The sequence below is a fragment of the Micromonospora sp. NBC_00821 genome, from assembly GCF_036347035.1.
GTDB classification, from domain to species: Bacteria; Actinomycetota; Actinomycetes; order Mycobacteriales; family Micromonosporaceae; genus Micromonospora; species Micromonospora hortensis.
The window spans coordinates 459010-472349 of the sequence record NZ_CP108880.1; the positions used below are offsets into that span (position 1 = coordinate 459010).

11 protein-coding genes are annotated in these 13340 nt (G+C 70.8%); 6 read left to right on the plus strand and 5 right to left on the minus strand.

Annotated elements, in window-relative coordinates; genetic code table 11:
* Nucleotides 1–2: 2 nt before the first annotated feature.
* Genes OHB44_RS02170 through OHB44_RS02180 form a run of 3 tightly spaced genes read right to left on the minus strand, consistent with a single transcriptional unit; the run spans nucleotide 3 to nucleotide 2088 of the window.
* Complete coding sequence (locus tag OHB44_RS02170; protein ID WP_238685336.1) at nucleotides 3–662, minus strand: SAF domain-containing protein; 660 nt, start codon at nucleotides 660–662, stop codon at nucleotides 3–5.
* Nucleotides 659–1585 carry a hypothetical protein gene (locus tag OHB44_RS02175; protein WP_372488348.1) on the minus strand — a complete coding sequence of 309 codons (927 nt, stop codon included), beginning with the start codon at nucleotides 1583–1585 and terminating at the stop codon, nucleotides 659–661. The genes OHB44_RS02170 and OHB44_RS02175 overlap by 4 nt, the downstream gene beginning before the upstream one ends.
* Complete coding sequence (locus OHB44_RS02180) at nucleotides 1579–2088, minus strand: hypothetical protein (RefSeq protein ID WP_442932681.1); 510 nt, start codon at nucleotides 2086–2088, stop codon at nucleotides 1579–1581. The genes OHB44_RS02175 and OHB44_RS02180 overlap by 7 nt, the downstream gene beginning before the upstream one ends.
* A gap of 854 nt (nucleotides 2089–2942) precedes the next feature.
* On the opposite strand from OHB44_RS02180, the gene OHB44_RS02185 reads away from it, so the two are divergent.
* Complete coding sequence (locus OHB44_RS02185) at nucleotides 2943–3620, plus strand: prepilin peptidase (RefSeq protein ID WP_330441171.1); 678 nt, start codon at nucleotides 2943–2945, stop codon at nucleotides 3618–3620.
* A 146-nt stretch (nucleotides 3621–3766) separates the two neighbouring features.
* Here OHB44_RS02185 and OHB44_RS02190 read toward each other — a convergent pair whose 3' ends face one another.
* On the minus strand, nucleotides 3767–4396 hold the full coding sequence (locus OHB44_RS02190; RefSeq protein WP_266304004.1) for a phosphatase PAP2 family protein: 630 nt from the start codon (nucleotides 4394–4396) through the stop codon (nucleotides 3767–3769).
* 170 nt (nucleotides 4397–4566) lie between these two features.
* Here OHB44_RS02190 and OHB44_RS02195 point away from each other — a divergent pair, with 170 nt between their 5' ends.
* Complete coding sequence (locus OHB44_RS02195; RefSeq protein WP_330439485.1) at nucleotides 4567–6963, plus strand: glycoside hydrolase family 65 protein; 2397 nt, start codon at nucleotides 4567–4569, stop codon at nucleotides 6961–6963.
* A 13-nt stretch (nucleotides 6964–6976) separates the two neighbouring features.
* Here OHB44_RS02195 and OHB44_RS02200 read toward each other — a convergent pair whose 3' ends face one another.
* The gene (locus OHB44_RS02200) at nucleotides 6977–7441 is read right to left on the minus strand and encodes a hypothetical protein (protein WP_238685340.1); all 465 of its coding nucleotides are present in this window, start codon (nucleotides 7439–7441) and stop codon (nucleotides 6977–6979) included.
* 145 nt (nucleotides 7442–7586) lie between these two features.
* Between OHB44_RS02200 and OHB44_RS02205 the strand changes: the two genes are divergently transcribed.
* The 4 genes from OHB44_RS02205 (at nucleotide 7587) to OHB44_RS02220 (ending at nucleotide 13327) form a co-directional block, all read left to right on the plus strand.
* The gene (locus OHB44_RS02205) at nucleotides 7587–8375 is read left to right on the plus strand and encodes an SAM-dependent methyltransferase (protein WP_330439486.1); all 789 of its coding nucleotides are present in this window, start codon (nucleotides 7587–7589) and stop codon (nucleotides 8373–8375) included.
* A 76-nt stretch (nucleotides 8376–8451) separates the two neighbouring features.
* Nucleotides 8452–9612 carry a low temperature requirement protein A gene (locus tag OHB44_RS02210; RefSeq protein ID WP_330439487.1) on the plus strand — a complete coding sequence of 387 codons (1161 nt, stop codon included), beginning with the start codon at nucleotides 8452–8454 and terminating at the stop codon, nucleotides 9610–9612.
* A gap of 318 nt (nucleotides 9613–9930) precedes the next feature.
* A complete protein-coding gene (locus OHB44_RS02215) occupies nucleotides 9931–12255 on the plus strand; it encodes a hypothetical protein (protein WP_330439488.1) in 2325 nt (774 codons plus the stop codon).
* A 175-nt stretch (nucleotides 12256–12430) separates the two neighbouring features.
* The gene (locus OHB44_RS02220) at nucleotides 12431–13327 is read left to right on the plus strand and encodes a helix-turn-helix domain-containing GNAT family N-acetyltransferase (protein ID WP_330439489.1); all 897 of its coding nucleotides are present in this window, start codon (nucleotides 12431–12433) and stop codon (nucleotides 13325–13327) included.
* The last annotated feature ends 13 nt before the right edge of the window (nucleotides 13328–13340 follow it).

The following is a 13340-nucleotide window of genomic DNA, read 5'->3' on the forward strand; positions in this document are numbered from 1 at the left end:
GCTCAGGCCGCCTCGGTCAGCACGACGGCGAGCCGTTCCTGTGCGGCGAGCGCCACCACCGCCGGCACGTCACGGATGATCAGCGCCAGGTACAGGACCTTGTCGTCGGTGGCCGGGCTGACCATGTCGATGACGGTGGCCGCGAACCGGGTGCCGGCGGCGGCCGTGTCTTTGTCGGCATTGGTGTCCGGAGTGCTGACCAGCAGCACCTTGTCGCCGGGGTGCAGTTCGCGGGCCGGCACCTGGGCGGTCTTCAGGCCGAGCGCGATCTGCTGCTGGCCGGGGCCGAGCAGCGGGTCGTCGGTGACCTGTCCCAGTGTGAGCAGCGTGCCCGGTAGCAGCGCGACGGCGGCCCGTTTGCCGACCACCTCGTCGAGCCGTGCGGCGGGCACCGGGCGCAACCCCTGGCCGCCGGCGACCTGCACGGTGACCAGGTCGGCGGCGCTGATCTCCCGGCCCACCTCCACCGGTCGGGCTACCGCCAGATAGCTGCCGGTGGCCCGGACCGAGGTGACAGCGAAGGCCGCGCCCAGCCCGCCCAGCGCGATCAGGAGGACGGCGAGACCGAGCAGCCCGGGACGGACCCGGCGCTGGCGGACCACTGTGGGCGGATTGACGGGTGCGTCCACCGACGGGGTCCCGTTGCGCGTCGCGAGGCTCATCTGGTGACCACCTGGAGTTCGTTGATCTGGATCTGCACGATGCCGCTGTTTCGGGTCACCAGGATTTCTCCGCTCTCGCCACCGCCGCGCCAGGTCACCTTCCAGTGGGTGGTGGCGGTGACGTCGTAGGTGTCGGCCTCCGAGTAGCCCTCGTCGTAGCCGCAGTCGGGGGACGTGAGGCCGGCGCGACTGCCCTTCGGGTCGTACGGGGTGCCGGGACCGTCGCAGGTGACGTACTCGTCGTCGCCCATGTCCCAGACGATCCGGTCGACCTTCGCCTCGATGGAGACGGTCACGCCCCGGTCTGACGCGGACGCGGTCAGCGGGCCGAAGTAGCTGGGGGTCGGGGTCGCCCACATCCACACCGGCAGACCGACCAGGCCCGGACCGATGTCCTTGCGGGGTGCCACCTTCAGGCGCGCCGGCAGCAGGCTGATCGACGCCAGGGCGCGACGGGCCAGTTCCTCCGGGTCTGGCGGCGCGCCGAAGCCGGCCGGCGGGTCGGCCAGCGACACCACGACCTGGGCACCCAGGTCGCCGCCGTTGCAGGTCTGCAGATACCACTGCTCACCCTCGGGCGGCTCGACCGGCCCCTCGGTCAGCTTGTAGTAGCACCCGTCGCCGTTGTTGAACCAGCCCAGGTCCTCGTCGTAGCAGGGGATGGTCCGCCCGTTCCACTGGCAGCCGCCGCCGCCACCGCCGCCGTCGTCCCCACCCCCGCCGTCGTCCCCGCCGCCCCCGGGACCACCGGGATTGCCGGGCTCGTCGTCCCAGACGCTGCAGTCGGGTTGGTCGGGTGGGCAGCCCGCTCCCGGGTCGGCCCGTAGGGCGGCGGCGGTCGGCGGGGCCGCACCGGCCACCAGCAGGAGTGTGAGGCCGAGCCCGGCGAGCACCCGTCGGGTTGTCGCGGCCCCGCTCAGCACGGCTGGTCCCGGTGCGTCGCACCGTAGTTGATCAGCCAACGGCCGTCGGGATAGCGGGTCGCGGTGGCGGTGGAGAGGTGCCTGCCGCCACCGCTGCCCGGGACCGAGCGCTTGTCCTTGGCGTAGACCAGCCGGTAGCCGGTCGTGTCCAGGCAGTCCTGGATCTCCACGGTGGCCGGCTTCGCGTCCAGGCTGACGGCGGTAACGGTCGGCTCGGACTTAAACGTCCCGGTACGCATAGCGCCGTGCTCCTTAGCCTCGCGAATGGACACCCGAACCCGAGTCAAAAGTGGATCACCGAGGAACCGGGACAGTTCCGGCGAACGCGGATCACTGCGCAGGCCCGCCGCGCGCGAGGCCGCGAGATACCCGGAGTACGCGTCAAGTGCCGCCTTTTCGGCAGCGCGTCGTTCGACGTCGGAATCGGTCCGGGGCCTGTTGTCGCGGACTTCCGTCGGCCGTTCGACCGCTTCCCGTCCGCTGGCGCAGGCGGTGACCGGCATCGCCGCCACGCCCACCAGCAGGCAGATTGCCGCTCTTCTGAGCTGCCGTCCGCGCACCGTCGAGCCTCCTCGTGGTCGCCCGGGGCGGTGACGGTTCACCGCCGTCGGGCATGCGGAAGCGCGCCCGGATCAGCACATCCGGAGCCGTTCATTGCGCTTCTGCATTCACCGTTACGGATCTTTTACAAATTCGGGGTCCTGTGTCGTCCGATGGTGAAGGTGAGGCTTGCGTCACACCCAAGGGGCGAGCATAGGCTGACGATCGCCGATGCAACAGAGGCAATTCAAGCGAACACTCTGCGTGATGACAGGTGGTGGTAGTGGGTGTCCGCACTGCTCCGGGGGCAATGGGCGAGAAAACTGTCGTTATTGGTGGGGCGTCGCCGCTCCGGATGGGTTGACCGGAGTCACGCCACCGGTCGCGGGAGTGGGACATCGCGGTCTCATCCCGGCATTCGACCGGCGTCGGCACCCTGTTGGCGGGCTGCCGCGTCCAACGGCACCCCTGACGTGGAAGCGGTCGAAAGCGCGCTCACAGGCTCCGGTCGGCACGTCGCTTTCCGCGCCATCCGCTACACCACTGCGAGCGTTCAATCACGATCCGTGTTCAGCATCGCGGGGGAGCAGTTGGCCGCAATGGAGGCGACATGGCGCTGACCGGCCCCCCGGCGGCCATCCCCGGTCGGGAGGACCCACCCGATCGGAGCCCGGCACCCCCGCCGTCCGGTGCTACGACGGAACCCCCAAGCCAGGCAACGCCCGTTTCGCCGAGCCAACGACCGGCGGGCCTCGCCTCGGCGGTGGCACGCAGCCGCGTTCCGACGGTATTCGCGATCCTCGCGATCAGTCCGCTGATGCGGCTGGCCGCGCTGCGCTACGCCGTACCCCCGGGTCTGCCCAGCCGGACCGGCTGCGACGCCTGCGGCGCGCCGGTCGGCCTGACCCGCTCCTGGCCGGCGCTGGGCCCGGCGGCCCGGTGCGGTCAGTGCCGCGCCCGGGTCGGCCCACCGCCGGCCACCGTCGAGCTGGCCGTGCTCGCGGCGGCGGTGCTGCTGGCGTTCGCCGGTCCGCCGGGCGGGGCGCTGCCGGCGCTGATCTGGTGGCTCGGCTGGACCATCCCGGCGATCCTCGTCGACCTGGCCGTGCACCGGTTGCCGGACCGGCTCACACTGCCCGCGGCGGCCGGGACCTGGCTGCTGCTCGGCGTGGCCGCGCTCGACGCCGACCCGGGGCACTGGCTGCGAGCCGTCATCGGCGGCGCAGGGCTGGCGCTCTTCTTCGCCAGCACCGCCCTGCTGCTCGGCCGCCGCGGCTTCGGGCTGGGCGACGCCAAGCTGGCGCTCAGCGTCGGCGCGCTGCTCGGCTGGTACGGCTGGCCGGTGCTGCTGTTCGGGCTGATGCTCACCTTCGGGCTCTCCGCCCTGGTGAGTGTGGCCCTGCTGGCCACCCGCCGCGCCAACTGGAGCACCCACCTGCCCTTCGGCCCGTTCCTGCTGCTCGGCACAACGGCCGCCCTCCTACTAGCGACCTGACCCCTCCCCCGCTCCCGCCCCCGCCCCCGCCCCCGCGATCTTGCACTTCCTGTCCCGGCATAAGGGGCGTCCCGCTCATATCGACAACCGAAAGTGCAAGATCGGCGTGGCGAGGGGGCGCGGTCTCACTCCAGGTCGCGCTGCCGCTAGGGGCGGGAGCGGCTGGCCAGTTTGGCGACCGGGCTGTCGGGACGGTTGGCGCGTCGGCGGAGCACCTCGCTGGTCGGGCGGGCCAGCAACGGGGTGACCACCACGGCGACCAGGGCGCCGAACAGCACACCAGCGATCACGTCGTGCGGGTAGTGCACGCCCACGAAGACCCGGGAGAAGGCGCCGAGTGCGGCCAGAGGCAGCGCGATCAGGCCGAGTCGGCGGGAGAGCAGCAACGTGGTGACCGCCAGCGCACCGGCGATGGTGGCGTGGTTGCTGGGGAACGACCAGTCGCCCGGCGGTGGGCAGGCACCCGCGATGATCTCCCGACCGATCGTCCGGCAGGGCCGATCCTGGTCCACCACCGTCTTGAAGAACTCGCTGCCCACGTACGCCAGGAGGGCCGGCACCGGCGCGATCAGGGCGAGTGCCCGATCGTGCGGGCCGCCGGACCGGCGGCTGAGCGCGGCCATCACCAGCAGCGCGCCGAGTAGCAGGATCACCCCCTCGGTGGCGTGTCCGACGAACCACTGCACCGGCTCTGGGCTGCCGGCGGCGGCGTCGACGACGTCGTCGTACCACTCAGCGCTGATCTCCGGAACGTCCATGCTGCCGTTGTCGACCATGCATCACCTCACTTCACGTTCATACCCTGTTCACCTTGGGCACACCCTAGGAACGCGCCAGAGGGCATCGCTGCTGTCGAAGGTCGGGTGGTCCCTCAGACCTTCGTCCAGGATTCGCACAGCCGGCTCTGGTTGGCTGTTGCAGGACGTCGACATCGACAGGAGGCCTCGTGCAGACCGGTTCGGCCACCGATCAACAGCTGTCCACCGCTGCGGCGGACGACGAGACCTGGCGGATCCGGCGTACGGAGGCCGACGTGGACCGGCTCGGCGAAACCGAGTCGATTTTCGCGTTGGGCAACGGGTGGATCGGCTGGCGCGGGGTGCTCGACGAGGGTGCCCCGTGCGGGATGCCGGGCAGTTACGTCAGTGGCTTCCACGAGCGGCGCGAGCTGAGCTATCCCGAGGAGGGGTACGGGTTCCCGCAAGCCAGTGACACCGTCATCAGCGCACCGAACGCCGCGCTGATCCGACTCTGGGTCGACGACGAGCCGTTGGATCTCCGGACCGGGACGCTGCGCAGCCACGAACGGGTGCTCGACCTGCGTACCGGCGTGCTGCGCCGGGAGACCGAGTGGATCTCGCCGGCCGGGCGGGGCGTACGCATCCGCAGCACCCGGCTGGTGTCCCTGCCGCGTCGCCCGGTGGCCGCCGTCCGGTACGAGGTCGAGCCGTTGGACACCGCCGTCGAGCTGCGGGTCTGCTCGGATCTGCTGGCCAACGAGAAGGTGCCGGAGCGTTCGGACGACCCTCGGGCCGCCTCGGTGCCCACCGACCCGCTGACCGCCGAGACGCACCGTGCGACAGGCCTCGACGGCGTGCTGGTGCACCGCACCGAGCGCAGCGGCCAGCGCGTCGCGGTCGCTGTCAGTCATGTGCTGGAGTGCCCGGGCACTGTGACGACCAGCGGTGACTGCACCCCGGACCGGGTACGGCTGACAGTGACGGGTCGCCTGCACCCGGGGGAGCGGTTGCGGCTGACGAAGTTCGCCGCCTACGAGTGGGCGGCGCTCGACGCGACGCCCGCCGACGAGTTGGCCGCCCTGGTCGCCGCCGAGGCGGACGCGGCGCGCGCGGACGGCTTCGCCGCCCTGCTCACCGACCAGCGCGCCGCCCTGGACGCGGCGTGGCAGGTCGCCGACGTGCAGCTCGACGGCGATCCGGAGCTTCAGCAGGCCGTTCGGTTCGCGATGTTCCACCTGATCCAGGCCGGTCGCCCGGACTCCGACCGGACCATCTCGGCCAAGGGGTTGACCGGCAACGGCTACGACGGGCACGTCCTCTGGGACACCGAGAGTTACGTCCTGCCGGTGCTGACCTACCTGGCTCCGACGGTGGCCCGCTCGGCGTTGAGGTGGCGGCACGCCCACCTGCCCGAGGCGCGGGAGCGGGCCGCCGAGCTGCGGTTGACCGGCGCGACCTTCCCGTGGCGCACCATCGGCGGCCGGGAAAGCTCCGGCTACTGGCCGGCGGGCACCGCCGCGCTGCACGTCAACGCCGACATCGCCGACGCGGTGCTGCGCTACCTGGCGGCCACCGACGACAAGCGGTTCCTGGCGGAGGCGGGGTTGGAACTGCTGGTGGAAACCGCCCGGCTCTGGCACGGCTTCGGCCACTGGTCCGACGAGGGTGACTTCCACCTGCACGGGGTTACCGGCCCCGACGAGTACGCGGCACTGGTCGACGACAACGTGTTCACCAACCTGATGGCGAAGCGCAATCTGCGCGGCGCGGCGGACGCCGCCGAGGCGCATCCCGAGCTGGCCGGCCGGCTCGGCGTGGGCCGTGACGAGGTGGCCGGCTGGCGGGCCGCCGCCGACGCGATGGCCGTCCCGTACGACAGCGAGCGTGGGGTGCACCAGCAGGCCGCCGGCTTCACCGACCAGCCCGAGTGGGACTTCGCGAACACCGGCGACGACGACTACCCGCTGCTGCTGCACTTCCCGTACCTGGAGCTGTACCGCAAGCAGGTGGTGAAGCAGGCCGATCTGGTGCTGGCCATGCAGCTCTGCCCCGGTGAGTTCACCGCCGACGAGAAGGCCCGCAACCTGGCCTACTACCAGGCCCGAACGGTCCGCGACTCGTCGCTGTCGGCGGCACCGCAGGCCGTGCTGGCCGCCGAGGTCGGGCACCTGGATCTGGCGTACGACCTGTTCGCCGAGTCTGTCCTGCAGGACCTGGCCGACCTGGGCGACAAGACCGCCGACGGGCTGCACCTGGCCTCGCTGGCCGGCGCGTGGCTGGCGCTGGTGCAGGGCTTCGGTGGGCTGCGCGACGACCGGAGGGTGCTCTCCTTCGACCCCCGGCTGCCGCGCCGGATCGACCGGCTGGCGTTCAGCCTGCGCTGGCGCGGCCACCGGCTGCGGGTCACGTTGACTCCAGCCGAGGCCCGCTACGAGCTGCCCGACGCCGCCGCGGATGCCGAGGTCGAGCTGTGGCACCACGGCGAGTCGCTGCGGGTCACCGGTGCCGAGCCGGTCACCCGGCAGATGCCACCGGTGCCCGACCCCGGCCCGGAGCCGCCCTCCCCGCCCGGCCGCCGCCCCACCCGCCGCTCGGCCGACTGAGCCCGCTGCCGCCTCAGATCGACGCGGGACCGCCGGCCATCCGCTCGCGGACGGCCTCCAGCGCCTCGAAGGCGTACGCCCAGTTGTGGCACTTGAAGCTGCGCAGACCGTCGATAGCCGTGTGACAGTCGGAGCAGCGCACCCCGGCGATGGCATCCGGGATCTCGGTGTTGACGTACTTGCGCTCGCCCAGGATGACCGTGGCGATCATGGCCTTGTCGTGCAGGCCGGAGAGCGCCGACGAGACGATGTCGTACCAGGTGACCCGGCGGCGGCACTTCGGGCAGTCGGGTTCGTCGCCGCTGACCCAGAGCGGGGCGCCGATGCTGCGCGCCGGCATGCCGAGCAGTTTCTCCAGCCGCCGGACGTCCGACTCGGGGGTGGTCCAGCGGTGTCGGCCGGGCAGTGATGCGGGCGAGTCGTACACGGCGCGGAACAGGTCGTTGTCGACCTGCACTGTCTCGCGCTGAGCGGTCATCGGCGTCCCTCCTCGTTGAGTCGGTGCCCCCACCGTGGTCAGCGGTGACCATGGGCGCAGCCGGATCAACGACACGAGGGGTCAGCGGGTCGTCGCCGCGGGTGCTAGACATCGATTTCCGCGCTCGCCGCCGAAGGGATCCCGCATGACCGATCAGCCGGCACCTGACGTCACCACCAGACCCAACGTCGCCCGGATGTACGACTACTTCCTCGGGGGCAGCCACAACTTCCCGGCCGACCGGGCCGCCGCCGACCGGGTGCTGGAGATCTTCCCGGAGACCGGGGTCGCCGCTCAGACGAACCGGCACTTCCTGCGCCGAGCCGTCCGGTACGCCGCCGAGCAGGGCGTACGCCAGTTCCTGGACATTGGCGCCGGGCTGCCCACCCAGGACGCCGTGCACGAGGTGGTGCGGGCCGTGGCGCCCGACGCGCGGGTGGTCTACGTCGACTACGACGAGGTGGCCGTCGGGTACGCCCGGCAGTTGCTGACCGACGTGCCCGGCACCGCTGTCGTTCAGGGCGACCTGCGGCGGCCGGACGAGCTGCTGGCCCACCCGGACGTGCGGGCCACCCTCGACCTGGACCAACCGGTGGCGGTGCTGCTCCTCGCGGTGCTGCACTTCGTGCCGGACCAGGACGACCCGTGGGCGGCGATCGCCCGGCTACGCGACGCCACAGTGCCCGGCAGTCACCTGGTGCTGTCCCACCTGACGTTGGACGGCATCTCGCCGGAACTGGCCGAGCGCGGCCAGGCCGTCTACCGCAACAGCAGCGCACCGCTGGTGCCCCGGACGCGCGCCGAGACGGCACGCTTCTTCGCCGGGTACGACCTGGTGGAACCCGGCCTGGTCGCCACCACCCGGTGGCGACCGGACGGCGAGCCGGAAACCGTGGACGCCCACGGGTACGCGGGGGTCGGCGTCCGCCGCTGACAGCGCTTTCGCCGTCAGCGGCGGGCTTCGGGTGGTACGACGGACGCAGCGCGTGCCACCGGAGGAGGAAGCGCCGATGGCGAGCAGACCCGAACGGCTGCTGCGGGGAAGTGACTCGCCGCTGAGCGCCTCGTTCCTGGAGTTGTTCTTCGACTTGGCGTTCGTGCTCGCCCTCAGTCAGCTGGCCGCCCACCTGTTGCACGACCTCAGCGTGGTCGGCGCGTTGCACGCCGCAGTGCTGTTGACCGGCGTCTGGTGGATCTGGGTGACCACCACCTGGTTCGCCGACTGGTACGACCCGGAAAGCCCTGCCGTCCGGTGGCTGCTGGTCGGTGCCGCGCTGGGCAGTCTGCTGACCGGGGCGGCGATCCCGCAGGCGTTCGACGGGCGGGGCCTGCTCTTCGCCGGCGCGTACGTCTCGGTGCACATCGCCCGGGGCGTGGTCACCGCCCTGGCGCTACGCGGCCACCCGAGGCAGAGCCGGGCGCTGCGCATCCTCTGCTGGTTCAGCGTGTCGGCCGTACCGTGGTTGGTCGGTGGGTTTCTGCCGGAGTGGCGGGTGCCGCTTTGGCTGCTCGCCCTCGCCATCGATCTCACCGGCCCGCGCCTCGGCTGGCCCACTCCACTGATGGGTCGGACCGGTCCGCAGGAGTTGCATCTCGCCGGTGAGCACTTCGCCGAGCGGTACCAACAAATCATGATCATCGCGCTCGGTGAGCTCGTCCTGGTGGCCGGCCTGTCGTACGCCGACAGCGACCTCGCCCTCCCGCAGACCGCCGCGTTCCTGCTGGTCTTCGCCGCCGCGGTGCTGATCGGTCTGCTCTACGTCACGCCTGCCGGTCAGCGCCTCGGCCCGGCCATCGAGCACGCCGACCCGTCCCGACTCGGTGTCACCACCGGATACCTGCACCTCGTGATGATCGCCGGGTTGGTGGTCACCGCCGTCGGCGCCGAGCTGAGCATCGCCCACCCTCTGCGCACCGGTGACACCGTCGCGGTCGTGGTCATCCTGAGCGGCCCGTTGCTGTTTCTCGTCGGGCGGATTCTGTTCTCGGCGGCGATCCACCGGCGACTCTCCTGGCCCCGGGTCGCCGCCCTGGTCGTGCTGGCGGGTGCGGCAGCCGTCGTGCGGCTGCCGCTTTTGGCGGTCAGTGCGGTCGCCACCGGGGTGGTGCTCGTGGTGGTGGTCCTGGATCACGCCGGCATCCGGTCCTACCGCCACGAGCGAACCCGCTGACGACCGAAATCAGCTCCGACCACCCATCCACCGGATGGCCTGATTCAGCTCACCGCTTCATCTCTTGTTTCGCCATCCGTGCTGCCCCAGGTGCTGCTCACGCCCGTAAAGCGCGATTCCACCGCCGAATGTGAGCAGACGCGGACAGGGGGTCTCCTGCCATGATTTTGCCGCCGCCTTAGTGCAGGGCGACAACGAGGAGGAGCCTTGACCCACCATCACCGACGCCGGTGGCTCCGGACGTCGGGCCCGAGAAGCCTGAGCGGGGCCCGGGTCACGCGGGCCGCGCTCAGCGTGGCGATTGTCGGCAGCCTGTCTGTGGGGTTGTCGGTCCCGGCCGGCGCAGCCCAGGCCGCCGAGGAGAACACGTACCAACCGACGGCCACCATCGAGCCACAGTTGCGCGGCTACGTCGACCGCGCCACCCCGGACCAGACCTTCCCGAACCCGTCCGGTGACCTACCGGTCGGCGCCACCGTCGATCCGAGCGGGAAGCACGTGACCCGCTCCTACTTCACCTTCGACGTCGCCGCCCTTCGAGGGAAGCAGATCATCAGCGCCACTCTCGCGGCCAACGAAACGCACGCGAACGACTGCGGACACCGTGCGGTCGAGGTGTGGGTCACGGACCCCTACAGCGAGGACTCGCGGTGGGACTATCAGCCGGCCCAGAAGTTCCGGGTGGCGAGCGCTGGCGTGCCCGAGTCGGGTTGCGCGGTGGCGGAGGCGCAGTTCGACGTCGGCAAGGCGCTTACCTGGGCGGCGAAGAACGACCAGGAGACGCTCACCCTCGCCGTTCGGGTGGCCGGTAACAAGGAGACCGACGAGCGGTACGGCCGGCGGTACGCCAGCAGTGCGACCCTGACCGTGCACCACAACACGCCACCGCCCCGGCCGACCGACCTCGCTCTGGGTGGCCGCCCCTGCGCGACCTCGGCGCCGGGCCTCTGGTTACCGGCGACAAGCACCGACATCTACGCCGTGCTGCCGGACGACGCCGATGGCGTGGAAGAGGACAAGCTCGGACGACTGGCAGTCTGGCCGGTCGACGATGAGAGCCAGCGTCAGGAGCGGGTCAGCCGGACCTACTCACACTGGCCCAACGTCAGCTTCTCCACCTACTACCTCGACCTGAGCTTCGAGCAGGGCCGGACCTACGCCTGGCAGCTCCAGGCCGACGACGGTGACGCCACGTCGCCATGGACGCGGACGTGCTACTTCACCGTCGACACCACGGCACCCAGCACGCCCACCGTGACCTCGCCGGAGTATCCCAACGCCGAGCAGCCGACCGGTGACGTCGGCCTCGCGGGGAAGTTCACCTTCACCGCCACCGACGACGATGTGGTCGCCTTCCGGTGGGGCCGGCACTGGCCGGAGACCGACGTCAAGGCCGACCGTCCGGGTGGAACGGCGACGATCACCCTGCGACCGGAGGATGCGGGCCAGCAGTACCTGACGGTGCAGAGCGTCGACCGGGCCGGTAACACCTCCGACGTCAATTACTACAACTACTGGGTGCGGGACACCCGGCCCACGGTCGAGTCCTGGCTCTACACGCCCTGGGGCCCCGCCGGCGGGATCGGGGTGCCCGGTGAGTTCCGGTTCACCAGCAGTCAGGAGGGCGCGACCCGGTTCATCTACCAGGTCAACGAGGGAGCGAATCAGACCGCTCAGGTCGCCTCGGACGGGCCGACCACGGTGACCATCACGCCCAGCGTGGGTGGGCTGAACACGCTACGGGTGCGTACCCGCGACGCGAGTGGCGCGCTCAGTGCGTGGCGTACCTACACCTTCACCGTCGACACCGCACCCACTGTGCAGTTCGACGGGGATCTGATGATGGGGAAGGTCAGCACCGTCTCGCTGAGCCCGGGCATGCCCGACGTGATCGAGTACGAGTACTGGTTCAACGACGAGCCGGAGAAGACGACAGTGCCCGCGGCGGCCGACGGAACGGCGAGCTTCACCTGGGTGCCCTCGATGGCGATGTGGCCACTGGAACTCAAGGTACGCAGCCGCACTGCGGGCGGCGTCTTGTCGGCCGTCGCGGAGCCGTACGCCCGACCCGATGAGGTGAGCCCGGAGATCACCGGCCCCGAGCAGGGAAAGCCCGGGCAGGCGATGACCTTCACCTTCACCTCCCGGATGCCAGGTGTGACGGAGTACGTCTGGTCGCTGGCGCCGGATGAGGAGAAGCATGTCCTGCAAGCCGGGCCGGACGGAGTCGGTCGGCTCACCTGGACCCCGACCGAGGACGGCAGCTACTACCTCGGGGTGCAGGCCCGCAACGCCACTGGCGCTCTCTCCGGCGGTTCGGGAACCAGCTTTTACGTCTCAAGCGCACCGCAGGTGAATTCCACTGTCTACCCCGCGTGGAGGACCGGCGGCGGTGTCGGCGTCGAGGGCACGTTCGACGTTCAGCCGCAGATGCCGAACGTCACCGAGTACGTCTACCAGTTCCAGGTGAATTTCCGGAGCGGACCGGAGACCACGGTCCCCGCCGGGGCGGACGGGAAGATCTCTCTCAGCTACACCCCGACCCAATCCGGCTACCACACTCTGAAGATCCGTAGTCGGAGCGCCGACGGCACCCTGTCGGGCTGGAACGAGCACACCTTCATCGTCGACTGGGACAACTGACCAGGTCCGCTGCGTGCCGCTGGCCTACGGCGGCACGCAGCGGTGGTTCCCAAGCGTGGAGGAGGGGATTGCCCGCCATCGCCGTGTCGGTGGGTGAAGGGCCGCCCGCCGGTCAACGCCCCCGGCCCGGCCACCGAGCTGGCGCGTAGCGAGAAGCCTGACTAAAGTCAGGCATATGGACTCGGCTCTTCTCGCCGCCGTGCGGCGGTTCAACCGGACTGTCACCCAACGGGTGGGTGCGCTCGACGACGAGTACATGGCCCAGGGGCGCCCGCTGGGGCAGGCCCGGCTGCTCTGGGAGATCGGCCCCGCCGGTGCCGAGGTGGCCGCGTTGCGGGCCCGGCTCGGCCTGGACTCCGGACATCTCAGCCGACTCCTGCGCACCCTGGAGAACGACGGCCTCATCACCGTCGGACCAGGCGACCAGACCGGCGGCGACGGCCGCGTCCGCGTCGCCACGCTCACCGACGCCGGCCGGACCCAGTGGGCCGACCTCGACCGGCGGTCGGACGATCTCGCCGCCTCGATCCTCGAACCGCTCACCGAACACCGCCGCGAACGACTCGTCACCGCCATGGCCGAGGTCGAACGGCTGCTCATCGGCTCGATGGTCGTCATCGAGCCATGCCCGCCGAGCGACCCGCGAGCCCGCGCGTGTCTGCGGGCCTACGCCCGCGACATCGCGCGACGATTCGACGACGGGTTCGACCCCGCACTGAGCAACCCGGTCCACGACGAAGCGCTCGTCCCGCCCAACGGGGTGCTCCTGCTCGCCACTCTCAACAGCGAACCGATCGGCTGCGGCGCTGTCAAACTCCACAGCGACGCGCCCGCCGAGATCAAACGGGTGTGGGTGGCCGACACCGTCCGCGGGCTCGGCGTCGGGCGGCGGCTGCTGGGCGAGTTGGAACGGTACGCCGCCGAGCGCGGTGCGACAGCGGTCCGGCTGGACACCAACCGCAACCTCACCGAGGCGATCGCCCTGTACCGGGCGACCGGTTACCGGGAGATCGAGGCGTACAACACCGAGCGCTACGCCCACCACTGGTTCGAGAAGCAGCTCAGGCAGTGACGGCCCACCGTCC